The 25,202-nt window shown below is 42.1% G+C and carries 24 protein-coding genes; all 24 read left to right on the top strand.

What is annotated here, in order from left to right:
* Window positions 1–6: 6 nt before the first annotated feature.
* The 24 genes from H5154_RS10095 (at window position 7) to H5154_RS09980 (ending at window position 25,136) form a co-directional block, all read left to right on the top strand.
* The gene (locus H5154_RS10095) at window positions 7–1,119 is read left to right on the top strand and encodes a PAS domain-containing sensor histidine kinase (protein WP_182718185.1); all 1,113 of its coding nucleotides are present in this window, start codon (window positions 7–9) and stop codon (window positions 1,117–1,119) included.
* Window positions 1,116–2,594, top strand: a complete 1,479-nt coding sequence (locus tag H5154_RS10090; protein WP_182718184.1) for a sigma-54 dependent transcriptional regulator — start codon at window positions 1,116–1,118, stop codon at window positions 2,592–2,594. Before H5154_RS10095 ends, H5154_RS10090 begins: the two co-directional genes overlap by 4 nt.
* 178 nt (window positions 2,595–2,772) lie before the next feature.
* On the top strand, window positions 2,773–3,105 hold the full coding sequence (gene fliE / locus H5154_RS10085; RefSeq protein ID WP_145239413.1) for a flagellar hook-basal body complex protein FliE: 333 nt from the start codon (window positions 2,773–2,775) through the stop codon (window positions 3,103–3,105).
* A gap of 20 nt (window positions 3,106–3,125) precedes the next feature.
* Window positions 3,126–4,841: a flagellar basal-body MS-ring/collar protein FliF gene (fliF, locus tag H5154_RS10080; protein ID WP_182718183.1), complete on the top strand. Its 1,716-nt coding sequence runs from the start codon at window positions 3,126–3,128 to the stop codon at window positions 4,839–4,841.
* Complete coding sequence (gene fliG, locus H5154_RS10075) at window positions 4,834–5,874, top strand: flagellar motor switch protein FliG (RefSeq protein WP_145239407.1); 1,041 nt, start codon at window positions 4,834–4,836, stop codon at window positions 5,872–5,874. Before fliF ends, fliG begins: the two co-directional genes overlap by 8 nt.
* Window positions 5,875–5,877: 3 nt before the next feature.
* Window positions 5,878–6,696, top strand: a complete 819-nt coding sequence (gene fliH, locus H5154_RS10070) for a flagellar assembly protein FliH (RefSeq protein WP_145239404.1) — start codon at window positions 5,878–5,880, stop codon at window positions 6,694–6,696.
* Window positions 6,697–6,714: 18 nt separating this feature from the next.
* The gene (gene fliI / locus H5154_RS10065) at window positions 6,715–8,049 is read left to right on the top strand and encodes a flagellar protein export ATPase FliI (RefSeq protein ID WP_182718182.1); all 1,335 of its coding nucleotides are present in this window, start codon (window positions 6,715–6,717) and stop codon (window positions 8,047–8,049) included.
* Window positions 8,049–8,495, top strand: coding sequence for a flagellar export protein FliJ (gene fliJ / locus H5154_RS10060; RefSeq protein ID WP_149981493.1), 447 nt, complete (start codon window positions 8,049–8,051; stop codon window positions 8,493–8,495). The genes fliI and fliJ overlap by 1 nt, the downstream gene beginning before the upstream one ends.
* A 129-nt stretch (window positions 8,496–8,624) precedes the next feature.
* A complete protein-coding gene (locus tag H5154_RS10055; protein WP_182718181.1) occupies window positions 8,625–10,919 on the top strand; it encodes a flagellar hook-length control protein FliK in 2,295 nt (764 codons plus the stop codon).
* Between the two features lie 102 nt (window positions 10,920–11,021).
* Window positions 11,022–11,552, top strand: coding sequence for a flagellar basal body-associated protein FliL (gene fliL, locus H5154_RS10050; protein ID WP_149981489.1), 531 nt, complete (start codon window positions 11,022–11,024; stop codon window positions 11,550–11,552).
* A gap of 9 nt (window positions 11,553–11,561) precedes the next feature.
* Window positions 11,562–12,653 (top strand): flagellar motor switch protein FliM, encoded by a 1,092-nt coding sequence (gene fliM, locus H5154_RS10045; protein ID WP_149981487.1) that lies wholly within the window; start codon window positions 11,562–11,564, stop codon window positions 12,651–12,653.
* 22 nt (window positions 12,654–12,675) lie between these two features.
* Window positions 12,676–13,074 (top strand): flagellar motor switch protein FliN, encoded by a 399-nt coding sequence (gene fliN / locus H5154_RS10040; protein ID WP_149981486.1) that lies wholly within the window; start codon window positions 12,676–12,678, stop codon window positions 13,072–13,074.
* Entirely contained in the window at window positions 13,071–13,454 is a 384-nt protein-coding gene (fliO, locus tag H5154_RS10035; protein ID WP_145239382.1) for a flagellar biosynthetic protein FliO, read from the top strand. The genes fliN and fliO overlap by 4 nt, the downstream gene beginning before the upstream one ends.
* Before the next feature lie 4 nt (window positions 13,455–13,458).
* Entirely contained in the window at window positions 13,459–14,199 is a 741-nt protein-coding gene (gene fliP / locus H5154_RS10030; RefSeq protein WP_182718180.1) for a flagellar type III secretion system pore protein FliP, read from the top strand.
* Between the two features lie 43 nt (window positions 14,200–14,242).
* Window positions 14,243–14,512 carry a flagellar biosynthetic protein FliQ gene (locus H5154_RS10025; protein ID WP_182718179.1) on the top strand — a complete coding sequence of 90 codons (270 nt, stop codon included), beginning with the start codon at window positions 14,243–14,245 and terminating at the stop codon, window positions 14,510–14,512.
* A gap of 1 nt (window position 14,513) precedes the next feature.
* Window positions 14,514–15,293: a flagellar biosynthetic protein FliR gene (gene fliR / locus H5154_RS10020; RefSeq protein WP_145239372.1), complete on the top strand. Its 780-nt coding sequence runs from the start codon at window positions 14,514–14,516 to the stop codon at window positions 15,291–15,293.
* A gap of 9 nt (window positions 15,294–15,302) precedes the next feature.
* A complete protein-coding gene (gene flhB / locus H5154_RS10015) occupies window positions 15,303–16,433 on the top strand; it encodes a flagellar biosynthesis protein FlhB (protein ID WP_182718178.1) in 1,131 nt (376 codons plus the stop codon).
* A gap of 95 nt (window positions 16,434–16,528) precedes the next feature.
* A complete protein-coding gene (gene flhA, locus H5154_RS10010) occupies window positions 16,529–18,637 on the top strand; it encodes a flagellar biosynthesis protein FlhA (RefSeq protein ID WP_182718177.1) in 2,109 nt (702 codons plus the stop codon).
* 23 nt (window positions 18,638–18,660) lie between these two features.
* Window positions 18,661–20,124: a flagellar biosynthesis protein FlhF gene (gene flhF, locus H5154_RS10005; protein WP_182718176.1), complete on the top strand. Its 1,464-nt coding sequence runs from the start codon at window positions 18,661–18,663 to the stop codon at window positions 20,122–20,124.
* Window positions 20,117–20,977 (top strand): MinD/ParA family protein, encoded by an 861-nt coding sequence (locus H5154_RS10000; RefSeq protein ID WP_149981477.1) that lies wholly within the window; start codon window positions 20,117–20,119, stop codon window positions 20,975–20,977. The genes flhF and H5154_RS10000 overlap by 8 nt, the downstream gene beginning before the upstream one ends.
* A 26-nt stretch (window positions 20,978–21,003) precedes the next feature.
* Window positions 21,004–21,714, top strand: coding sequence for an RNA polymerase sigma factor FliA (locus tag H5154_RS09995; RefSeq protein ID WP_182718221.1), 711 nt, complete (start codon window positions 21,004–21,006; stop codon window positions 21,712–21,714).
* 40 nt (window positions 21,715–21,754) lie between these two features.
* On the top strand, window positions 21,755–22,138 hold the full coding sequence (gene cheY, locus H5154_RS09990; RefSeq protein ID WP_016708035.1) for a chemotaxis response regulator CheY: 384 nt from the start codon (window positions 21,755–21,757) through the stop codon (window positions 22,136–22,138).
* A gap of 17 nt (window positions 22,139–22,155) precedes the next feature.
* A complete protein-coding gene (locus tag H5154_RS09985) occupies window positions 22,156–22,920 on the top strand; it encodes a protein phosphatase CheZ (RefSeq protein ID WP_182718175.1) in 765 nt (254 codons plus the stop codon).
* 14 nt (window positions 22,921–22,934) lie between these two features.
* Window positions 22,935–25,136 (top strand): chemotaxis protein CheA, encoded by a 2,202-nt coding sequence (locus H5154_RS09980; protein WP_182718174.1) that lies wholly within the window; start codon window positions 22,935–22,937, stop codon window positions 25,134–25,136.
* Window positions 25,137–25,202 lie beyond the last annotated feature (66 nt).

The raw sequence follows: 25,202 nt of genomic DNA, 5'->3' as shown, positions 1-25,202 counted from the left end.
TGCATTATGGCCTTAGCTAATGTCTTAAAACCACAATTTATCACAGCGACCCAGTATAACCCATGTTTACTGCAAGAAGAGTACATTGGTGAGTTAAGTGAATTACGCCAGCAAGCCAGTTGGTTAAGTCATTTAGTAGATACAATGCCTGCGGGTGTTGTGGTGCTTGATGGTCGCGGTTTGATCGCTAAAGCTAATCAAATTGCAACAGACATGCTAGGGGAGCCACTCGAAGGTGAAAAGTGGTTCAGTGTGATCCAGCGCTCGTTTCGGCCCCAACAAGATGATGGCCATGAAGTATCGCTAAAAGATGGACGCTTAATTAAGTTAGAAATAACGGCATTAGCGCCAGAGCCAGGGCAATTAATCTTAATGACTGACTTAACCGAAACGCGTCGTCTACAAACACGCGTTGCACATATGCAGCGTTTAAGTGCATTGGGTAAAATGGTGGCATCTTTGGCACATCAAGTGCGAACACCACTGTCTGCTGCGATTTTGTATGCCGCTAATTTAGGTTCAAAGCGGTTACCCGAAAGCTCGCGAGGCAATTTTCATACTAAGTTAATGTCGCGTTTAAAAGATCTCGAAACCCAAGTAAACGATATGTTGTTGTTCGCAAAAAGTGGCGATCAGCAAGTTGTTGAACATGTTTCCATGCAGCAATTATTAACTGAAGTGAAAACTGGCGCTGATGCTATGGTCGCACTTAATAATAGTGAACTTCAGGTCAGTTTACCTGAGCCTGATATCGAGATAATGGGCAATAAAACTGCGCTTGCCAGTGCCATTCAAAATCTTATTCACAATAGTATTCAAGTCGTTGGCAGTAATGCACTCGTTCAATTAAGTGCGCAGCGGGATGTGAGTGATCCCGAGCTAGTGTGTATTACTGTAAGTGATAATGGCCCTGGGGTCGATTTAAGCTTACTTGATAAATTATTTGAACCATTTTTTACTACCCGAAGCCAAGGCACAGGTTTAGGCTTAGCGGTGGTTAGTTCAGTCGCAAATGCACACCAAGGACGAGTTGCAGTAACGAACAATGCTCAAGGCGGAGCCTGCTTTAGTTTACTGTTACCTATTTGTACAAAGTCAACATCGGCGGAGGCAATATGAACAACACGATTTTAGTGGTTGAAGATGATGCAGGGCTTCGTGAAGCCTTGATTGATACGCTTGAAATGTCTGGAATAGATTGCGTTGCGGCTGACAGTGCCGAGCAAGCTATGGTGCTACTTAAAAAAGACAGCTTTTCGCTGGTCGTGAGCGATGTGCAAATGGGCGCGATGAGTGGTCTTGATTTACTGCGCAGCATTAATCTTAATTACCCTGATCTACCGGTTTTAATGATGACAGCGTATGCGACTATTGATGATGCTGTTGAGGCTATGCGGTTAGGGGCAATTGACTATATGGCCAAACCGTTTGCGCCCGAAGTGCTACTTAATATGGTAAGCCGCTATCTACCTGAGCCGGAAAAAGAAACTGACGGGCCGATTGTCGCTGATCCGAGTAGCATTCAGCTATTAGAACTTGCAAGTCGGGTTGCTAAATCGGATGCTAGTGTGATGGTGCTTGGTCCTAGTGGCTCAGGTAAAGAAGTACTCGCACGCTTTATCCATGATAAATCAGATCGCGCAGAGCAGCCATTCGTCGCAATAAACTGTGCTGCGATCCCTGAAAATATGCTCGAAGCTACATTATTTGGCTACGAGAAAGGCGCGTTTACTGGTGCGATTCAAGCTTGTCCGGGTAAATTTGAGCAAGCACAAGGTGGCACAATTTTACTTGATGAAATCACTGAGATGGATTTAGGCCTACAGGCTAAGTTACTACGCGTATTACAAGAACGCGAAGTTGAACGTTTAGGTGGTCGCAAAACTATTAAGCTAGATGTGCGTATTTTGGCTACCAGTAACCGTGATTTAAAAGAGGCTGTGGCTAAGCACCAGTTTAGAGAAGATTTATATTATCGGTTAAATGTATTTCCGTTGATGTGGCGTCCACTTTGTCAACGTCCAGGAGATATTGTCGTGTTGGCAAAGCATTTAATTGAACGTCATCTCAATAAAAGCAAAGAGCCTATCGCTGTACTTAGCGAACCGGCAGAGAAAAAATTATTAGCTCATACTTGGCCAGGTAATGTGCGTGAACTGGATAATGTGATCCAGCGTGCGTTGATATTACGCCACGGTGATATGATTGACGAAAGTGCTATTTTTATTGAAAATTTAACCCAGACTCCTCTAACTGCGGCTTTATCAGCAAGTTTAGTGCCGGTTAATTCAGCACCAGAAAACACTACTTCGGCGGTTACAAGTTCACCAACTAATGATGCTTATTATGATCTGCAAGCGCCAGCAATAAAAGCGACAGCAGAACGCAATCAGCTGCGTGAAGAATTACCAAGCTTGGATTCGGGAAGTTACAAAGATGAACTTAAAGATAAAGAGCATAGAATTATTTTAGAGACCCTAAATCGTTGTCAAGGCAAGCGTAAAGATGTAGCTGAAACATTAGGGATCAGCCCACGAACATTACGTTATAAATTGGCACAAATGCGTGATTTGGGGATCACCTTACCTGCTTAAGCCTCTATAATTTTTGTTTTCCTTCACTATTTAATTTACGCTCAGCCTTGCTGGGCGTAAACTTGTCAAAACTCTGACAACAAAAACACATCTCAAGCTATTGATATTAATTAATTTATTAGTTGGCATGCTTTGTGCTTTATTAAGTTATTAGTAAACTGCATCGTCAGAGACAATTATGAAAATTCAAAACAGCGCATTATTTCAAGAAATGCAATCTATGGCTCTCGAAGCTGGTCGTAGTAATCAAGTAAACAAATTACCGACGCAGGCGCAGCCTACTTCGAGCGCCCAATTTGGCGATTTGTTAAGTGATGCACTCAATACCGTGAATGGCCTTCAAGCTGATGCAAAACAAAAAGTCGTAGCGGTTGAAATGGGCGACCGAAATGTGTCATTAGCGGATGCGATGATCGCATCACAAAAATCATCGGTTGCCTTTGAAGCCACTGTACAAGTTCGTAACAAACTTGTAGAAGCCTATAAAGAAATCATGAACATGCCTGTTTAACTAGGTAGTGGAGAATTATTGTGGCGCAATCTAATCAATCAACAGATCTTGCTTTGGCCGGCGGCGGTATCGACCAAACTGATAATGACGATCAACAAGAACAAAAGTCAGGCTATTTAAGTGCATTAAACGGCGTTGATGTATTACGTCAGGTCACTTTAATTATTGCATTAGCGATTTGTTTAGCGATCGCTATTTTTGTGATTATTTGGGCACGTCAACCAGATATGCGTCCACTTGGAAAAATGCCAACGGAAGAGCTAATTCAAACGCTCGATTTTTTAGATGCACAAAAAATTGACTATCAACTTGATGGCAATGTGGTTTCTGTTCCTGAAAATGAATATCAAAATATTAAATTGTTAATGACCCGCGAAGGTATTGAGCAAGCGCCGAACTCGGGTACTGATATTATCATGCAAGATATGGGTTTTGGTGTTAGTCAGCGTTTAGAGCGTGAACGTTTAAAGCACGGTCGTGAACAACAACTTGCGCGCACGATCGAGGAACTACAAAATGTCACGCGTGCTAAAGTATTATTGGCAATCCCGAAAGAAAATGTTTTTGCTCGTCGTGAGAAAAAACCATCCGCAACAGTTGTATTAACTTTAAAACGTGGTCGTATGCTCGGTAGTGAAGAAGTGGACGCCATTGTTGATATTATTGGTTCAGCAGTGCAAGGTTTAGAGCCGTCACGAGTAACTGTAACAGACCAAAATGGCCGATTACTTAATTCAGGATCGCAAAGTGCGTTAGCTGCTCGCTCACGTAAAGAATACGATATTGAACGTAAACGTGAACAAGAATATCTAGATAAAATAGATGGTATCTTAATGCCAGTTATTGGCATGGGTAACTACACTGCACAAGTCGATTTAAGTATGGACTTTAGCGCGATTGAAGAAACTCAAAAACGCTACAACCCTGATTTACCAGCGGTACGCAGCGAAACCACTTTTGAAGAAAACAACATCGGCGGGTTAGCTATCGGTATTCCTGGCGCGCTGACAAATCAGCCCCCAGTGGATTCGAATATTCCTGAAGTTGCCGGTCAAGGTGGTGCAGGCTCTGGTTCATCACCCAGTCGCACTCATAAAGAGGCGACACGTAACTATGAACTTGATACTACTATTTCCCATACACGTCAGCAAAGTGGTGTTATTCGTCGAATTAGTGTGTCTGTGGCAGTCGATTATGTGGCAAAAGTGGGTGAAAATGGTGAAACGACTATGGAGCCTCGCTCAGTTGAAGCACTGTCAAATATTCGTCGTTTACTGCAAGGTGGTGTGGGTTTTGACTTACAGCGTGGTGATGCATTAGAAGTAGTGACAGTACCGTTTGTACGTGAACCGATGGACTTAGCTATTGAAGTACCACTGTGGGAACAAAACTGGTTTATGAAAGTTGTGCGTTTAGTGCTTGGCGCATTGGTTATTATAGTGCTAATCATGGCGGTGGTTAAACCTATGCTGAAACGCTTGATTTACCCAGATGATACCCTTGAAGAGTATGATGATGATGCGCTTAGTTCTGGTGTAGATATTGGTGATAACACCCTAGATATGCTAAATAAAGATTTTGATTCTGCTTCGGTTGGCTTCTCAAGTGATGGTACACTACAGTTACCAGACCTACATGGCGATGAAGACTTATTAAAAGCTGTTCGTGCCTTAGTAGCAAATGAGCCAGAACTCTCCTCACAAGTTGTGAAAGCGTGGTTAACTGAAGATGACTGATCAAGAACAAAAACAACTGCCAGCAGCGTTTGATGTTGATAAATTAGACGGTGTAGATAAAGCCGCAATTTTATTGCTAAGCTTATCCGAAGAAGATGCAGCGCAAATATTAAAGCACCTTGAACCTAAACAGGTGCAAAAAGTGGGTATGGCAATGGCGGCGATAGATGATCTATCGCAAGCCAAAATCAGTGCCGTGCACAATTTATTTATAGAACAAATACAAAGCTTTAGTACGATTGGCTTCCAATCAGAAGATTTTATCAAAAAAGCGCTTACTGCGGCACTTGGTGAAGATAAAGCGGCAAGCCTGATAGATCAAATTGTTATGGGATCTGGTGCCAAGGGTCTTGATTCATTGAAATGGATGGACTCAAAGCAAGTTGCCAATATTATTCGCAATGAGCATCCGCAAATACAAACTATCGTTTTATCGTATTTGGAGCCTGAGCAATCGGCCGAAATTTTAGCGCAGTTTCCTGAAAAAGTGCGCTTAGATTTAACCATGCGCATCGCCAACCTTGAAGAAGTTCAACCTGCGGCTTTACAAGAATTGAACGAGATCATGGAAAAACAATTTGCCGGACAAGCTGGTGCGCAAGCTGCGAAAATGGGCGGTTTGAAAGCGGCGGCTGATATTATGAACTACCTCGATACCAATATTGAAGGTCAGTTGATGGATTCAATCCGCGAGCATGACGAAGAGATGTCGCAACAAATCCAAGATTTAATGTTCGTATTTGAAAACTTAATGGATGTTGATGATCGTGGTATTCAAGCTATCTTGCGTGAAGTCCAACAAGATGTACTGATGAAAGCCATCAAAGGCACTGATGATGCATTGAAAGAGAAAATCCTCGGCAATATGTCAAAACGGGCTGCAGAGATGCTTGCTGATGATTTAGAAGCAATGGCACCTGTGCGGATCAGCGAAGTTGAAGCCGCGCAAAAAGAGATCTTATCTACGGCACGTCGTCTCGCTGATTCAGGTGAAATTATGCTTGGTGGTGGTGGTGGTGAGGAGTTCTTGTAAACCATGAGCAAACCTACTCAATATCAAGGTCGTCCTTTACGTGCCAGTGAAGCAGTTGATGAATTATTAGAAAACTGGCCAATTCCAGATGTTACGCAAGACACTCGAAAATTCGATGGTCGTTCAACGGCGTTTGGTACACCGCTGGCCGATTTATATCGTAAAGAGCTTGAAGAAAGTGAACAAGCACTAGAGCCCGAAGAGCCTGAGCTGCCTTCGTTAACGATGGCTGAGCTGGAACGAATTCGTCAAGATGCCTACGAAGAAGGCTTAAAACAAGGCCACGAGCAGGGTTATATTGATGGTTTTGAAAAAGGCGTAGGTGAGGGAAAAGAAGCCGGTTATAAAGAAGGCATTGAGCTTGGTAAAACACAAGGTCAAGAAGAAGTAAAACCACTGATTGAAGAACAGCTAACGGGTCTAAAAGCATTGTTGGATAGTTTGTCAGCGCCATTAGCTAAAGTCGATGATGACGCCGAAAAGCAACTTGTACAGTTAACCGTAATGCTAACCGAAGCGTTAGTTTATCAAGAAATTAAAACCTCCCCTGAAATTATTTTGCAAAGTTTAAAGCAGTGTATCGATGCGTTAGCCAATGAGCAGCAAAGTGTGCGTATTCATTTACACCCTGAAGACATTGAACTGGTTAAAAATAGTTATGGTGAAGCTGCACTAGCTGAAAACCATTGGCAGTTAGTTGCAGAGCCGACTTTAGATCGCGGTGGTTGCCAAGTAAAAACACCACAATCATCTATTGATATGACTATAAAAACCCGCGTCAAAGAAACGTTGGATAGTTTTTTGCATAGTAGTGGTATCTAACGCTATTTTTGGTTTGCAATGAGTTCTCAACCACGCCCATTAAGTGAACGTTTACAACAGTATCAAAAACATATTCATAGACCAACGCCTGCTGTTGCGGGAATTTTAACCCGTGTTGTAGGGTTAACATTAGAGGCGAAAGGATTACGCGCGCCAGTTGGCAGCCAATGTAAAATTGAAACCATGCATGGTTTTGTTGATGCTGAAATTGTTGGTTTTAATGACCAGACGCTTTACTTGATGCCAAATGACCATATTTCTGGCGTACTACCTGGTGCGCGAGTGATCCCACAAGTAAATGATACCGGACTGCCTGTTGGTATGTGTTTACTTGGTCGTGTTGTTGATGGCTTAGGGCGTCCGTTGGATGGGCTTGGAGCTATTAAAGCAGAGCATTACTTAAAATTTGCACAAAATTCCATTAACCCATTATCTCGACGACCAATTACGCAGCCGATGGATGTTGGCGTACGCGCTATTAATTCAGTGATAACTGTTGGCCAAGGCCAGCGCATGGGGCTATTTGCAGGCTCAGGCGTGGGTAAGTCGGTATTACTGGGTATGATGACCCGAGGCTCAGAAGCGGATGTAATAGTTGTTGGTTTAGTGGGGGAGCGTGGCCGCGAAGTAAAAGAATTTATCGAAGAAATACTCGGTGTGGAAGGGCGTAAACGTTCTGTCGTAGTTGCCGCGCCCGCCGATGCATCGCCATTAATGCGATTAAAAGGTTGTGAAAGTGCGGTAACTATCGCGGAGTACTTTCGCGATCAAGGTTTAAATGTTTTATTGCTACTGGATTCTGTAACGCGTTATGCCATGGCGCAGCGCGAAATAGCGCTTGCGGTTGGTGAACCACCGGCGACTAAAGGTTATCCGCCTTCAGTATTTGCAAAGCTACCCGCGCTGGTGGAACGTGCTGGTAATGGCGGCGAAGGGCAAGGCTCTATCACAGCGTTTTTTACTGTACTGAGTGAAGGGGATGATATGCAAGATCCGATTGCTGATGCGGCGCGAGCCATTTTAGACGGTCATATCGTGTTATCCAGAGAGCTCGCTGACAGTGGTCATTATCCTGCTATTGATATAGAAAAATCGATTTCACGGGTGATGCCACAAGTTGTCTCAGAAGCACATATGCAACAAGCGCGAGTGTTAAAACAAGTGTATTCAATGTTCCAGCAAAATAAAGATATGATTACTTTAGGTGCTTATCAAAAAGGCACCGACCAAATGCTTGATCAGGCCATTAATATGATGCCAAGAGTGAATGCATTTTTACAACAAGGCATGAAGGATGTGATCAGCTATGACGATGGCCTACAAGGGCTTGCGCAATTATTAGGACAAGCATAATGGCAACCAATAAGCTCAGTTTATTGCTGAAAATAGAAAATGATAAAGAAGAAGCTTTACGGATAAATTATTTACAAGCGCAGCAAAACTTGCAAGGCAATCAACAAAAATTGCAAGGCTTGAATAACTTTCGCTTAGAATATACTCAGCAATTACATGTAAAAGGAAAGTCCGGTTTAAGTAGCGCCGGGTTTAGTCAATATCATGCTTTCATTGCCAAAATCGAAGAAGCCATTCGTCAACAAGCGAATACAGTTAGTACTGCTAAACAAGTTGTCTCACAACGCCAAAGTTTATGGCTGAAACAGCAGATTAAGGCTAAAGCGGTTGCTAAGTTAATAGAAAAACAGCAACTTAAAGCGAATGTGATCGCACAAAAAAATGAACAAAAAATGCTTGATGAATTTTCCGCAAATCAATTTTACCAAAGACGTCGCGTTTTATAGCCTATTGCCCAAAATAGGGTTATTTATTAATTCAAATCAGCTTAGGCATATTATTTGCTTGTTTAATGTAATAAGTATTTATTCTGGCAAACTGCGGCGGCAAATTGCCACTTTTAATCTAGGTGAATTATGGCTATTAGTGATCTTTCAGTGTTTATCTCAACTGAGCAGGATGTTCAGTTAAATAAAAAAGACAGTGCCAAAGCTGCTGGTGCAGCAGATAAAGAAAGCACTGATAGTGACTTTTTTAGCCAATTACAAAGTGCCAATAATGCTGCGGAAACATCTATAAAGGTTAATTCAACGGGTGCTGAGCCTCGTTCAGCTGAAGCCGTAATTGTTGCTGAAAAAGCACAAGAAACGTCTGCTGACAACAGTGATGAAAATGCGATGTCTGGTGATGCAATGCTTGCGCAAATAACGGCGGCTAATAACATGGACACTCGGGTAAATAATACGCCAACTGTCGAAAATTCCTCATTACTTTCAAAGTTGGGGAAATACAGCGAGGAAAAAATAGACCCTACGCTTGTTAAAGTCACTGGAGCCCGTCCAATTGATGATGTTACGCCTATTATTGATACAGAGACTCCTGCTACTGATGATCCGATTGCACAATTAGTCGATAAACAGCTAAAACCATCGTTACTTACAGAAAAAAAGGTGCTGGCAGAGGCAATTGATAAACAACTTCAGCTAAAGGGGAACACTCCGCCTGATGATGCAGTTACTCCTATTATTGATGATATTCAAGTCGCAAAAGAGACATCGCAAAATAAAGCGATGGCAATGCAGCCAACAATCCAACAAGCAGTTGCGACTACAACTACGTTAAAAAGCGGGCAAGTTGACAATGACGCAGCTCAAATAATTGCTGCTGGAAATACAAGCCAAGGTAAACCACAAGACAGTGAAGTATTAGCTAAAGGTTCCGACGCTATGCTTGCTCAGCAAGGAAAACCTCAACAGAGCGCAGCACTAAGTGCAGATGCAGCAGTTACTAACGTTACTGCTAACGCTAAACAAGCAATCAAAAGTGCCACTGAAGTAGCAATGGACGCTGAAGCGGTTAAAGGTGTTGCTTCAAGCTCTCAAACTGATGTATCAGAAAAAGCAGCTGAACAGTCAAAGCGTAATAATAGTGCTGTATTAGAGCAAATCAGCAAGGTATTACTTAACTCAACGACAACTGTGCAAAAAAATGAAAATCCACTGTTGGCGAGCTTAACACCGGAGCAGCAAAAACAGCTGCAAACTCAGGTTGATGTCATTCGTCAGCAAGATCCATCACCGGCTAACATAACTGACTTAAAAAAAATGCTGGCTGAATTTGTAGCGCTTAATAGTAAAGAAGCTGCAAAACCTACCACTGCAGTTGCGACAATTAACACCGCAGAGCTAACTCAACTAAGTAAAGATATTTCGCTGTTAAGCCCTATGCAAAAACAGGCATTAAGCCAGCAATTACGAAATTTTGTGAGCAATGAGCAGCCCAAAGGGGCTTTATTAACTCAGATCAATAAGGCGATTACTGAATTAGCCCAGCCAGAGAGTACTGAAAAAAGGACTGAGTCAAAAGCTCAATTGACGGTTCAGTCAATGGCAGATAATTTAGCAAGCACTACAACTACCAATAGCAGCACCGCTAAATCAGATACAAATAAAGTATCTGCGCCACAAGATGCACTTATAAAGGCTGCAAGCAAAGAGCAAGAAGTGAAACTGGCAGTACAAGATAATGTTCTAAAAAGCGAGCAATTTGCTGAAAATATTAAAGCAGAGCAAAGCCCTGTGCGCGACAACACATTGGCACGTGTAAATCAATTGTTTGGCCAGCTCACCGGATTAACCACTGCAGTTACAACAGCCACGGCTGTAGAAGGGAGTGAGCAAAGTTATCAACAAGCTTTGGCTGATATGCAAGTAATGCATGCTCAGCAAGCGAGTCCTACATCACAGACAAGACAAATAAATATTGATCCAACTGCGTTACAAGCGTTGAATATCATGAAAAGTGATGCTGCCAAGTTACTGCAAGAACGAGTGAGTGCATTGTTAAGCATTAATAATAAAGAAGCTGAAATACGTCTTGATCCGCCAGAAATGGGCAGTATGCAAATTCGTATTCGTAGCGATGCAGAACAAGCTCACATTAACTTTGTGGTGCAAAATCAGCAAGCCAAAGAAGCCCTTGAGCAATCAATGCCGAGATTACGGGAAATGTTAGCGCAGCAGGGAATTGAACTGGGTGAAAGCAGTATCCAGCAGGGGAATAGTCAAAGTGATACTGGTGGTGACGGACAACAAAATGGTCGTGGTCAACAGGCAAATCAGCAACAAAATGAAGAGGAAACTGCATTAACTCAGCAACCAATTCGCGGCTCTGGGCAACAATCTTCATCATCAATAGATTACTATGCCTAACACCTGCTATTATATGAGGTATAAGACTATAAAAATAAATAACTTGATGGTGCGCGGTGACACTCGTAATATCGCTATTATCAAGGCATAAAGGAAAGCGGCATGGCTGAAGAAGCAAATTTAGAAATTGAAGATGGCAGTAAAAGTAAAAAAAAGCTGATTATAATTATTATTGCTGCGGTATTGGTAATTGGTGGTGCCGCTGGCTTTTTCTTGATGTCAGGCTCAGACGCTGCTCCTGAAACACTTGCAGACGAATCGGTTGCACCTGCAACTGAAACTGCAGAGGTAAGTGGCAGTGGTGCAAAGGTTGGCAGTGCTTTATATGTTGCGATGCCTCGACCTTTTATTTTTAACGTACCAGGTGCAAGTCGTGACCGTATTGTGCAAATAAAAGTGCAATTATTAGTGCGCGGTGATGTGAATGAAGAAACGGCCAAAAAGCATATTCCACTAATTGAAGGTACATTGCTTGGTGTGTTTTCAACCACCACCGCAGATGAACTGGGCACTAGCGAAGGAAAAGAAACCCTGCGAGTAGCAGCGCTTGATAAAGTACAAGCGGCGTTAATGGACGTAGAGGGAAGTAAAGTAATCGAGCGGGTGTTGTTTACCGGCTTTGTAATGCAATAAGGGGTCAGCGTGAGCGATTTATTATCCCAAGATGAAATCGATGCCCTGTTGCATGGTGTCGATGAAGTCGAAGAGGAGGATCTACAGGACGGTGATGATGGCAGCGGTAATACGCTACAATACGATTTTTCTTCACAAGATCGTATTGTTCGTGGTCGCATGCCGACTCTGGAGATTGTGAACGAACGATTTGCTCGACACATGCGAATTAGCTTGTTTAATATGATGCGCCGCACTGCTGAGGTTTCTATCAATGGCGTACAAATGATAAAGTTTGGTGAATATATCCACACTTTATTTGTTCCTACCAGTCTTAACATGGTGCGCTTTCGTCCTCTTAAAGGTACTGGATTAATCACCATGGAAGCACGGTTAGTGTTTATCTTGGTTGATAACTTTTTTGGTGGCGATGGTCGCTATCATGCGAAAATAGAAGGTCGTGAATTTACGCCTACTGAGCGCCGTATTGTACAAATGCTATTAAAAATAATCTTTGAAGATTACAAAGAAGCATGGGCGCCGGTAATGGACGTGTCTTTTGAATATCTTGATTCAGAAGTTAATCCAGCAATGGCGAATATCGTCAGCCCCACCGAAGTAGTAGTGATCAGTTCATTCCATATTGAGCTGGATGGCGGTGGCGGAGATTTCCATATCGCATTGCCGTATTCAATGCTTGAACCTATTCGTGAATTACTCGATGCTGGTGTGCAATCAGATACTGAAGATACCGATTTACGTTGGAGCAAAGCCTTACGTGATGAAATTATGGATGTTGAAGTTGAAATATCAACACAACTGCTTGAAGTTGATTTAACCTTAGCGCAAATTATGGAGCTTAAGGCTGGGGATATTATTCCTGTTGAAATGCCAGAGCACATAACGGTGTTTGTCGAAGAGCTGCCGACCTTTAGGGCGAAAATGGGTCGTTCTCGTGATAACGTTGCGCTGCAAATTAGTGAAAAAATTAGACGTCCTGAATCAGTCAAATCAGAGTTGCATGTCTTTACAAAAGGTGGCAAAAAGCTTGATTCAGATGCGGAATTAGCAGAACTAGAAGATGATCTACACCTTTCAGAAGGCGTAGATTTAGACTGGTAAGAGAATTAAAAGGTTTAATAGTATGAGTGATGACCAAGATACAATGGACGAATGGGCGGCTGCTTTAGCCGAAGCCGAAGGAACCGACAGTTCTGACGGTGCCAAAGTAACTGAACTTGACGAGTTAAGTGATACTAGACATGAAATGAGTGGCGAAGAAAAACGCAAACTCGATACAATTTTAGATATCCCGGTAACTATTTCGATGGAAGTTGGGCGTTCAAAAATCAATATTCGTAACTTACTTCAGCTTAACCAAGGTTCAGTTGTTGAACTTGATCGTGTTGCCGGTGAACCACTGGATGTATTAGTTAATGGTACATTGATAGCGCACGGTGAAGTCGTCGTAGTTAATGATAAATTTGGTATCCGCCTCACTGACGTGATCAGCCAAGTTGAACGGATCAAAAAGCTGCGATGAGCAGTTGGCTTTTTTTATCGACTGCAGCAAGCTCAGCACTGCCCGCAGCGACACCTATGGGCGACTTACTCTCAATGGTAATGTCTTTAATCATGGTGCTAGTACTGATTGTGGTACTGGCATTTTTGGTTAAAAAACTAAACCCCAATTTAGCAAATACCGACGAATTTAAAGTGGTGCGTAGTTTACCATTAAGTGCGCGAGAGCGATTAATGGTCGTCGAAATTGATAATTGTCAGCATTTATTAGGTGTAACGCCGCATAGTATTAACTACCTGCATAAATTAGAAACCCCGTTAACAGAAAAAGAGTTGCCAGCCCTAGCACAACGTTTTGGCAAGCTATTAAACCCACAAACTAACCACATTAAAAAGAATTAATAATATGACTAAGTGGCTGCTTATACTTTTTGCATTCGTTTTTATTCCCTCAGTTAACGCCGAAGGCATTGAAGCGTTAAGTATTACGACTAATCCAGATGGCTCGCAAGATTATTCTGTAACCTTGCAAGTTCTGGCTATTATGACCGCGCTGAGCTTTATACCCGCTGCGGTGATCATGATGACCTCATTTACTCGCATTATTGTAGTACTGGCTATTTTGCGCCAAGCAATTGGTTTGCAACAAACACCATCAAATCAAATACTGTTAGGTATGTCGCTATTTCTAAGTATTTTTATAATGACGCCGGTTTATCAAAAAGTGAATCAGCAAGCCATTGAGCCATATTTAAATGAGCAGGTGACCTCGATTCAAGCGCTTGAACTTGCCAAAGAGCCGATGAAGGAATTCATGCTCTCACAGGTGCGCATAAAAGATTTAGAAACCTTCGCTAAAATTGCTGGGTATGACAAGTTAGACTCACCTGAAGCGACGCCATTAATTGTATTGATCCCCGCATTTATAACCAGTGAATTACAAACTGCATTTATTATTGGTTTTATGTTTTTTATTCCATTTTTGATAGTCGATTTAGTAGTTGCGTCAGTTTTAATGGCCATGGGTATGATGATGCTCTCGCCGATGATTGTGTCTATGCCGTTTAAAATTATGTTGTTTGTACTTGTCGATGGCTGGAGTTTAGTAATGGGCACTTTAGCGAAGAGTTTTGGCTTAGGTACTTGATATGGCAATACAATACTTTGCCTACAAAGGTTAGGAGGGGACCATGGAACCGGAAATTTTTGTTGACATACTCAGCGATTCTTTGTTTTTAGTTATTAAGTTAGTCTCCGCAATTGTGGTACCAGGTTTATTAGTGGGTTTAGTGGTTGCCGTTTTTCAAGCTGCTACATCAATCAATGAACAAACATTAAGCTTTTTGCCGCGCTTATTAATTACCATCAGTGCGTTAATTGCTGGAGGGCATTGGTTAACGCAAGAGTTAATGGATTTTTTCACTCGTTTAGTGCTTATCATCCCAGAGATAGCAGGCTAGTATGGAGTTTCCTTTTTCAGTCATTATTCAGTGGCTGAGTGACTTTTTGTTACCACTAGTACGGATCAGCTCGATGATTATGATCATGGCGGGGCTGGGTGCTAAAAATGTGCCTACGCGGATCAAGATGGGTCTAGCGGTAATGATTACCTTTTTAGTTGTACCAGTACTTCCGCCTGCGACATTTAATAACTTATTCTCTTTTGAGATGATCTTGGTAGTTATTCAACAAATGTTAATCGGTGTTGCGATAGGTTTTGCTTCTGTATTGATGTTGAATACTTTTGTGTTAGCAGGGCAAATATTAGCAATGCAAACTGGTCTTGGTTTCGCCTCAGTTGTTGATCCTTCTAATGGTATGAGTGTGCCTGCTGTTGGGCAGTTTTATTTGATTCTAGCAACGCTATTATTCTTTGTATTTAATGGCCATTTAATGATGATCCAAATGGTAGTGCATAGCTTTGAAGTGCTGCCAATCGACGGTAATTGGTGGGCGGTTGATCATTATTGGGACATAGTGACGTGGGGCGGCTGGATGTTTACTACCGCCTTGGTGCTATCTTTGGCGCCTTTAACAGCTATGCTGGTGATTAATATGTCGTTTGGTGTGATGACCCGTGCAGCACCGCAGTTAAACATTTTTTCAATCGGTTTTCCGTTTACCTTGGTTGCAGGTTTAGTCATTATTTGGGCAACCTTAGGTAACTTTGTTACTCAATTTGAATTTCAATGGTTAAAAATGATTGAGTTAATGTGTACTTTAGTTGGTTGTTCCCCATAGGAGAGAGTGATGGCTGAAGATTCAGGTCAAGAAAAAACCGAAGAACCCACGGGGAAAAAAGTAAGCGACGCGAAAAAGAAAGGCCAAGTTGCGCGCTCAAAAGAGCTTGGCACCATGTTTGTACTTATTTTTTCAGCCATTTCATTACTTATGTACGGACCTGAGATTGGCAAGGGACTGTATAATATAATGGGTCGCATGCTCAGCTTGAACCGTAATGAAACGTACGATACCACTAAAATGTTTTCAGTGTGGGGAGCGGTGGCCGATGCGCTAGTATTTCCGATGGCGATGTTTGTGTTTATTATTGTGCTGGCGGGTATCATAGGTAATACCTTGTTAGGTGGTTTTAACTTTAGTTGGGAGGCGGCAGCACCTAAAGCCAGTAAAATGTCACCAGCAAAAGGTATAAAGCGGATGTTAGGTCCACAAGCGGGCGTCGAGTTGGTGAAATCGATTTTAAAGTTTGTGGTAGTAGCTGGCTTTGCTATCTTTTTGATCAACACCTTCTTTGATGAAATTCTTCATCTGAGTATTGAAAGTGCGCCGGGCAATATCATTCATGCCTTAGAGATACTCGCATGGATGTTTTTAGGACTGACCTGCACCTTAACCATTATTGCTGCGATTGATGCGCCATACCAAAGCCATAAACATCACAAAGAATTAAAAATGACTCTACAAGAAGTCAAAGATGAATATAAAAATTCTGAAGGTGATCCGCAAATTAAAGCGCGTATAAGACAAACGCAAAGACAAATGTCGCAGCGACGCATGATGCAGGATGTGCCAGATGCCGATGTAGTTGTCACCAACCCTACTCATTACTCTGTGGCATTAAAGTACGACACAGAGCGCGCTGGCGCGCCGATAGTCGTTGCCAAAGGCATTGATGAGATGGCGATGCAAATTAGGAAAATAGCCATTGGTAACGAGGTACCCATCCTTGAATCCCCCATGCTAACTCGAGCACTGTATCATACCGCCGAAGTAGGAGAGCAAATCCCTGACCAACTATTTACTGCAGTCGCACAAGTTTTAGCTTATGTATTTCAGCTTAAACGCTTTCAAAAAGGCCGTGGTAAACGCCCTACAAAATTGAATAAAACACTCCCAATTCCAGATGCCTATAAGTATTGATTTGAATAATCAGTATTCTTTTAAGCTAGTAATTAATAACTTGGAATAGTTATTGCAAATTCCGTTTAGTGTCAATTTTTTGAAATTGTAGAATTATGGAATTTAAAGCTGTATTACAACAACTTAATAAAGATAAAAAAGAGTATTTAAAAGGTGTTGGTACACCTTTGCTGGTGCTCGCTGCGTTGGGTATGGTGATTTTACCGTTACCGCCATTTTTACTCGACATTCTTTTCTCGTTTAATATAGCTTTAGCATTAGTGGTGTTGTTAGTGACAGTTTACACCATGAAGCCTGTTGAATTTGGTATGTTTCCAGCAGTGCTATTGATTGCAACGATTATGCGTTTGGCACTAAATGTTGCCAGTACCCGGGTGGTGCTGCTTGAAGGTCATAACGGTGGTGATGCCGCAGGTAAAGTTATTGAAGCTTTTGGTTCAGTGGTAATTGGTGGCAACTACGCGGTTGGTTTAGTGGTGTTTTTGATTTTGATTATCATCAACTTTGTGGTAATCACCAAAGGTGCAGGCAGGATCTCTGAAGTATCGGCACGCTTTACCTTAGATGCGATGCCAGGCAAACAAATGGCCATTGATGCTGACTTGAATGCGGGTTTTATTAGTGCAGAGCAAGCACGAGATCGCCGTGAAGAAGTCACCCGTGAAGCGGACTTTTATGGCTCTATGGATGGTGCGAGCAAGTTTGTAAAAGGTGATGCGATTGCTGGTATTGTAATACTGATCATCAATATTGTTGGCGGCTTGTTTGTTGGTATGATCCAGCATGATTTAAGCTTTGGCAACGCCATGGAAGTGTATACTTTGCTGACCATTGGTGATGGCTTAGTCGCACAATTACCATCATTACTGTTATCAATTGGCACTGCAATTGTTGTTACTCGTCAAAATGAATCGCTCAATATGGGCGATCAATTTAAGAAACAACTCGGTAACGAGAAATCATTATTTATCGCCTCGGGTATTTTAATCGTGATGGGTTTAGTACCGGGTATGCCACATTTTGCCTTTTTAAGTCTTGGTGCATTACTTGGTTACTTAGCGTATTACACCCAGCAAAATAAGCTAAAAGAAGCAGCAGCAAAAGAAGCAGAAGCTACCAATGGTGGTGCAACAGGCACTGGTGTTGCTAACAAGCAAGAGCAAAAAGAGCTAGGTTGGGATGATGTACAACAAGTTGATGTAATTGGCCTTGAAGTTGGCTATCGCTTAATTCCATTAGTTGATCAATCACAAGGTGGCGAACTATTAAACCGGATCAAAGGGGTACGTAAAAAGTTATCTCAAGAACTTGGTTTTTTAATTCCACCGGTGCATATTCGCGATAACTTAGAGTTAGACCCAAATGCATACAGAATTACCATGATGGGTGTTTCAAGTGGTGAGGGGGAGCTTAAGCACGGTGATGAGTTGGCTATTAATCCTGGCCAAGTATTTGGTCCAATAAAAGGCATTGCTACTAAAGATCCGGCCTTTGGTCTAGACGCTATTTGGATCAAACCAGATCAAAAAGATGAAGCACAATCACTCGGTTATACCGTGGTTGATGCAGCAACAGTGGTAGCAACGCATATTAGTCAGTTACTAACTAACAGCGCGGCCTTGTTACTCGGCCACGAGGAAGTGCAAAATCTATTAGATATGCTGGCAAAAAGTCATCCTCGTTTAGTTGAAGGGCTAGTGCCAGATATTTTACCACTAACAGCAATTGTTAAAGTATTACAAAATTTATTAGATGAAGGCGTTGCTATTCGCGATATGCGTTCAATTGTACAAACCCTTGTTGAGTATGGCCCTCGAAGCCAAGATCCTGATGTATTAACCGCAGCAGTGCGAATTTCACTGCGCAGATTAATTGTTCAAGACGCGGTTGGAATGTCATCAGAAATCCCTGTCATAACCTTGGCGCCTGAGTTGGAACAGATGTTGCATCAGTCACTACAAAATGCAGGCGACGAAGGTGCCGGAATAGAGCCAGGACTTGCAGAGCGACTTCAACAATCATTAAATGAAGCGCATCAAAATCAAGAAATGGCCGGTGAACCTTCGATATTGCTAACGTCAGGAATGTTACGCACTGTGTTATCTCGTTTTGTTAAGTACACCATTCCAGGATTGCGAGTGATGTCTTATCAAGAGGTACCAGACGAAAGACAGATCAAGATTGTCAGCTCAGTAGGCCAATAATCGGATTTTAAAGGGGTTGAACCATGAAAATAAAACGTTTTTTTGCTAAAGATATGCGCACCGCACTGAAAGAAGTTAAAGATGAACTCGGTGTAGATGCTGTAATCATGTCAAATAAAAAATTAGCCAATGGGGTAGAGATTGTTGCCGCCGTTGATTATGAAAAAGCAGCCCCGAAAGCACCTGCACAAGCACATGTTGCTACGGCACAAGCACAAACAAATGCTAACTTTGTTAAACCTGCGCCACAACGTTCACAGCCTGAGCCGCAAGCTGCGGTAGCTGATAGCTTACAAGCATTATTAGAGCGCCAATCACCGCGTCCACGCTCACCTGAGCTTGCATCGATGTTTAGCCAGTCAGGGATTGATACATCAACTCAGTATCAACCACAGCAAACTCGCCATGAACCACAAGCACATAATGATTTTGCTCGTCGCGATACTGCGTCGCGTCCACAAACGCAAGCACATAGCTTAGGTTTTGATGATGATCTAGAAAGTGGTTTTGATGATTTAGATACTCCGATGCCAACAAAAAGTGCAGCCAAAACAGATGAAATTACCGCTATGCGTGATGAAATGGCAGCGATGCGTCAATTACTTGAGTATCAAGTATCTGGCTTGATGCAACAAGATTTAGCGCGTCGCGACCCTACTCGCGCATGCATGATCGATCGTTTAGTCGGAATGGGTATTGACAGTGAAGTTGCAGAGCAAATGGCCTGTTTTATTCCCGATGATGTGTCACGTCAGCAAGCATGGCAAGCGCTATTGCAAATGGTTGAAAACCAAATGCATACTACAAATAATGAAATACTACGCCAAGGCGGCGTATATGCACTTGTTGGCCCTACTGGGGTTGGTAAAACTACAACCGTGGCAAAACTTGCAGCCCTTGGCGCACAAAAATATGGCGCAGATAAAGTTGCGCTTATTACCACTGATACTTACCGTATTGGCGCTTATGAACAGCTTGCTACTTATGGCCGAATCATCGGTTGTGGTGTAAAACAAGTTAAAGATGCCAATGAATTAGCAGAAGTTTTATATCATTTACGAAATAAGCGTCTAGTATTAATAGATACAGCGGGAATGAGCCAACGTGATTTACGTTTAACTGAGCAGTTAAATACACTAATGCGTAATCAACGTGTCGATATTCGCAATTATTTAGTGCTCAGTGCGACCGCACAAATTAATGTTTTACAAGAAACCGTAAGACACTTTAAGAAGGTACAATTAAGTGGCTGTATTTTCACTAAATTAGACGAATCATTAAGTTTAGGTGAGATTATTAGTATAGCGATTCAAAATCGCCTTCCAATAGGGTATCTTACTAACGGTCAGCGCGTTCCAGAGGACATTCGGGTCGCCAATGCAGAGAAATTAGTAAAAAAAGCAGAACAATTGTATTTAAAAAGAACAAAAGCACAACATTCACGACGCCAAGCAGTAGCGTCAAGCACAGTAGGGATGTATGATTAACACAGTATTAGATCAAGCAAGTGGCCTGCGTAAAATGAGTCAAAACAATAATAACGGCGTTAAAGTTATCGCTGTAACAGGTGGCAAAGGTGGCGTAGGGAAAACTAACGTCTCACTTAACACTGCGATTGCGTTGGGTCAGCTCGGAAACCGAGTGTTAGTACTGGATGCCGATTTGGGTTTAGCAAATTGTGATGTGATGTTAGGACTTAGGGTAGAGCGTAATCTATCTCATGTACTATCAGGTGAATGCGAGCTCGATGAAATTTTAGTTGAAGGGCCTGCAGGAATTAAAATAGTACCAGCGACGTCAGGCTCACAAAGTATGGTGGAACTTTCACCATCAGAACATGCTGGTTTAATTCGCGCTTTTAGTGAATTAAATACCGAATTTGATATATTAATTGTTGATACTGCTGCTGGTATCTCTGACATGGTATTAAGTTTTTCGCGCGCAGCGCAAGATGTCATGGTAGTAGTATGTGATGAACCGAGCTCAATAACTGATGCTTATGCATTAATCAAAGTATTGAGTCGTGAGCACGGTGTGTATAAATTTAAAATCGTTGCTAATATGGTGCGCAGCATGCGTGAAGGCCAGGAACTATTTGCTAAGCTCTCAAAAGTAACGGATCGCTTTTTGGATGTCTCAATGGAATTGGTGGCAACAGTCCCGTATGATGAAAATATGCGTAAAGCAACTCGTCGTCAGAAAGTGATTGTTGATTTATTTCCAAGTTCCCCAGCAGCAATAGCATTTAAAACATTAGCGACAAAAGCAGTTAAATGGCCTATACCTAATCAACCATCTGGTCATTTAGAATTTTTCATAGAAAAATTAGTAAACGGCTAACTATGACGGCATCGGTGAATAAAGCGATGGGATATCAATCGACACAAAATTTAAATGTGATTGTTGAGCGACATGCTTCCTTAGTCAAAAAAGTGGCTTGTCATTTAATCGCTCGTTTACCCGCGAGTGTGCAACTCGATGATTTGATTCAATCGGGGATGATAGGGTTAATTGAAGCATCAAAGAACTTTGATGCGACTAAAGGTGCAAGCTTTGAAACCTTTGCAGGCATTCGTATCCGTGGTGCGATGCTGGATGAAATGCGCCGAGGTGATTGGGCTCCACGCTCAGTGCACCGTAATAGCCGCAGAGTCGCTGAAGCGATTAGTGAGCTAGAAAGCAGCCTGAATCGAGAACCTAAAGACAGTGAAGTTGCTGAAAAACTTGATATTACGCTAGATGAGTACCATCATATTCTTAGTGATGTAAATTCAAGTAAAGTGTTAGGTATAGAAGACTTAGGGGTAGATGAAGATGTTATCACACCAGTGGGACATGATTTAGCACTGGACAAGCCCTTTAATAACGTTAAAAATGAACGCTTTAATCAATCATTATTAACAGCTATACAATCTTTACCTGAACGAGATGGGTTAGTATTGTCGCTGTATTATAACGATGAAATGAATTTAAAAGAGATTGGACGTATACTCGATGTAAGTGAATCGCGTGTGAGTCAGATACATGGTCAGGCGATGATTAAGCTCAAAGCAAAAATCAATGACTGGATTAATTAGTAGTAAGTAAATATAGGTTCAGACCTCACCGGAGGATGTTTTGGATAAAAACATGAAAATTCTTGTTGTTGATGATTTTTCGACGATGAGACGTATTATCAAAAATCTGTTAAGAGATTTGGGTTTTACAAATGTACAAGAAGCTGACGATGGCTCAACAGCTTTACCGATGTTGCAGAATCAAGAATTTGATTTTGTAGTTACAGATTGGAACATGCCTGGCATGCAAGGAATCGATCTCTTGCGCGCTATTAGGGCCGATGACAGCCTGAAACACATTCCTGTTTTAATGGTAACAGCAGAAGCTAAAAAAGAACAAATTGTTGCTGCTGCACAAGCTGGTGTTAACGGTTATATCGTTAAACCATTTACAGCTGCAACACTGAAAACCAAATTGGAAAAAGTGTTTGAGCGTTTAGGTTAAATAAATAGGAGAGGCTTATGTCAGCACCTGCTGCGCCTCAGATCAGTTTAGAACAAGCCCGTCAGCTTGTGGTTTACCTTGAAAACGGTGAACAAGATAAAGCTGATCAGTTAATTATTGATGCGGCGTCAAAAGAGCAATCAGAATTATTTGCCGAAGTAGGCAAACTTACGCGTCAGCTTCATGATGCGTTGAAAAATTTTGAGCTTGATACACGTTTAGCTGATTTGACCAAAGATGCACTACCCGACGCGAAGCAGCGTCTTAACTATGTTATGGAAATGACCGAAAACGCTGCTAATAAAACCATGGATGCTGTAGAAGCAAGTTTACCCATTGCCCAACAGCTTGCTGATGACATTTCAGACATTAAACCCACTTGGGATCGTTTAATGAATCGTGAAATTGAGCTAGGTGAATTTAAAAAACTTTGCCATAGCTTAGATAAGTTCATGAATAGCTCGCAAACTAAAACGGATGAGTTGCAAGGACTCATGACCAATGTGTTAATGGCACAAGATTTTCAAGATTTAACCGGTCAAGTGATCCGTCGGGTTATCGAGCTTGTTAGAGAAGTAGAAGACAGCTTGATCCACTTGTTGACAGCATTTGGCAGCCAAGATGATAGCGAAACAAAAACAATAGCACCAGTCATTGAAAAACCGCCTGCTGAAAATACACTTGCAGGCCCTGAAGGGCCAATTATTGATAAAGAATCTCGTGATGATGTTGTCTCAGGACAAGATGATGTTGATGATTTATTATCAAGCTTGGGCTTCTAAGAGGAGAAAACTGCATGAGCTTTGAAGTCGATGAAGATATTTTACAAGATTTTCTAGTAGAGGCTGGAGAAATTCTTGAGCTTTTGTCAGAACAGCTGGTGGAGCTTGAAAATAACCCAGATGATACCGAATTACTCAATGCAATTTTCCGTGGTTTTCATACGGTAAAAGGCGGCGCAGGCTTTTTAAGCATGACTGAACTAGTCGATGCTTGCCATGGTGCAGAGAACGTTTTCGATTTATTGCGTCAAGGTGTTCGTAAGGTTAATTCCGAACTGATGGACGTGATCTTGCAAGCACTCGATACTATCAACGAAATGTTTGCGACTATCCAAAGTAGAGAAAAACCAGAACCAGCAAATCCAGAATTACTCGCTGTTTTACATAAATTAGGGCTGCCGCCAACGGCTGAAGAATTAACTGGCAGTGCTGAACCTGCAGGCGATATCCCTGTTGTTGATGCTGATGATATTTTAGATGATTCTGACGATCCATTTGCGCTAGACTCATTATTTGATGGTCAAGTTGATAGCGATCAAAAAGATGTTCAAATCGATGAGATAACAGAAGATGAATTTGAGAGCCTGCTTGATGAGCTCCACGGACAAGGGCAAAGTCCTATAACGCCAACAACCACTGTCAGCAATGAATCATCAAATAGTGATATTACTGATGATGAATTTGATAATTTATTGGATGAATTGCACGGCATTGGTAGCTTCGGTCTAGTAAGTAATAAAGATACTGCAGGCACCGAAAGTGCTGCGCCTAAACCGGCCCAAGCACCTTTAGCACCGACGAAAAGTAATGGTCCAGATGAAATCAGCGATGATGAATTTGAAGCTTTACTTGATGAATTACATGGTAAAGGCAGCGCGCCACAAGCGGTCGCTGAGACTGAGCCAGCACCCGCTAAAAAAGCACCAACACCTGCACCTGTTGCCGCAGCTAAGCCAGTGCCCAAACCAGCAGTGTCTGAGCCTGTGAAAGCAGCTGAAAAATCCGCACCAGCTCCAGCGACAGCTGTTGCTAAAAAACCAGCTCCTCCACAAGCTGATACGACGGTGCGTGTTGATACAAAACGCCTAGATCAAATAATGAACATGGTTGGTGAACTGGTATTGGTTCGCAATCGTTTAGTCAGTTTAGCAACCAATACTGAAAGTGAAGCGATGGGTAAAGCCATTTCGAATCTTGATGTAGTAACCGCAGACTTGCAAGGTGCGGTAATGAAAACGCGGATGCAACCGATCAAGAAAGTGTTTGGTCGTTTTCCTCGCGTAGTCCGTGATTTAGCCCGCAGTTTGAGAAAAGACATTAACTTACTGCTCGTGGGTGAAGAAACCGATTTAGATAAAAACTTAGTTGAGGCACTGGCAGATCCTTTAGTCCACTTGGTGCGCAACTCGGTTGACCATGGTATTGAAATGCCTGATGTGCGTGAAGCGGCAGGTAAGTCAAGAACTGGGACTGTTACTTTATCAGCATCGCAAGAGGGTGATCATATTTTGCTCACCATTCGTGATGATGGTGCAGGTATGGACCCTGAAAAACTGAAAAAAATAGCAATCAATAAAGGGGTGCTTGATCACGAGCAAGCAGCTCGATTATCTGATACAGAAGCCTATAACCTTATTTTTGCACCAGGCTTTTCCACCAAAGAACAGATCTCTGATATTTCGGGTCGTGGTGTGGGTATGGATGTGGTGAAAACCAAAATTACCCAACTAAATGGTTCTGTGAGTATTCAATCTGAGCTAGGTGTAGGCACAATCCTAGAAATTAAAGTACCGTTAACGTTGGCTATTTTGCCGACATTGATGGTGGTTGTCGGTGAGCAAACATTTGCATTACCACTGGCTGGTGTTAATGAAATATTCCACCTAGATCTAACTAAAACGAATGTAGTTGATGGTCAATTAACCATTATTGTTCGTAAGAAAGCACGACCGTTGTTTTATTTAGAACATTGGTTAGTTAAAGGTGCTGACAGATCATTACGCAAAGCTCAAGGCCATGTTGTAATTGTACAAATTGGTACGCAACAAGTTGGTTTTGTAGTGGATTCATTGATTGGTCAAGAAGAAGTTGTTATTAAACCGCTTGATGCTTTACTACAAGGAACACCTGGTATGGCAGGTGCAACGATCACGTCTGACGGTGGTATAGCGCTGATCTTAGATGTTCCAAACCTGTTAAAACACTACGCAGGTTAGGCCAATTCTTATCTTATTGTGAGGGCTAAATATGGCTCTCACAGATAAAATTTAACAAGAGTATGC

It is taken from the genome of Pseudoalteromonas sp. SR44-5, from assembly GCF_014163675.1.
Taxonomy (GTDB): domain Bacteria; phylum Pseudomonadota; class Gammaproteobacteria; order Enterobacterales; family Alteromonadaceae; genus Pseudoalteromonas; species Pseudoalteromonas rhizosphaerae.
The sequence above is the reverse complement of the archived record's forward strand: the minus strand, read 5'-3'. Positions and strand labels throughout refer to the sequence as shown.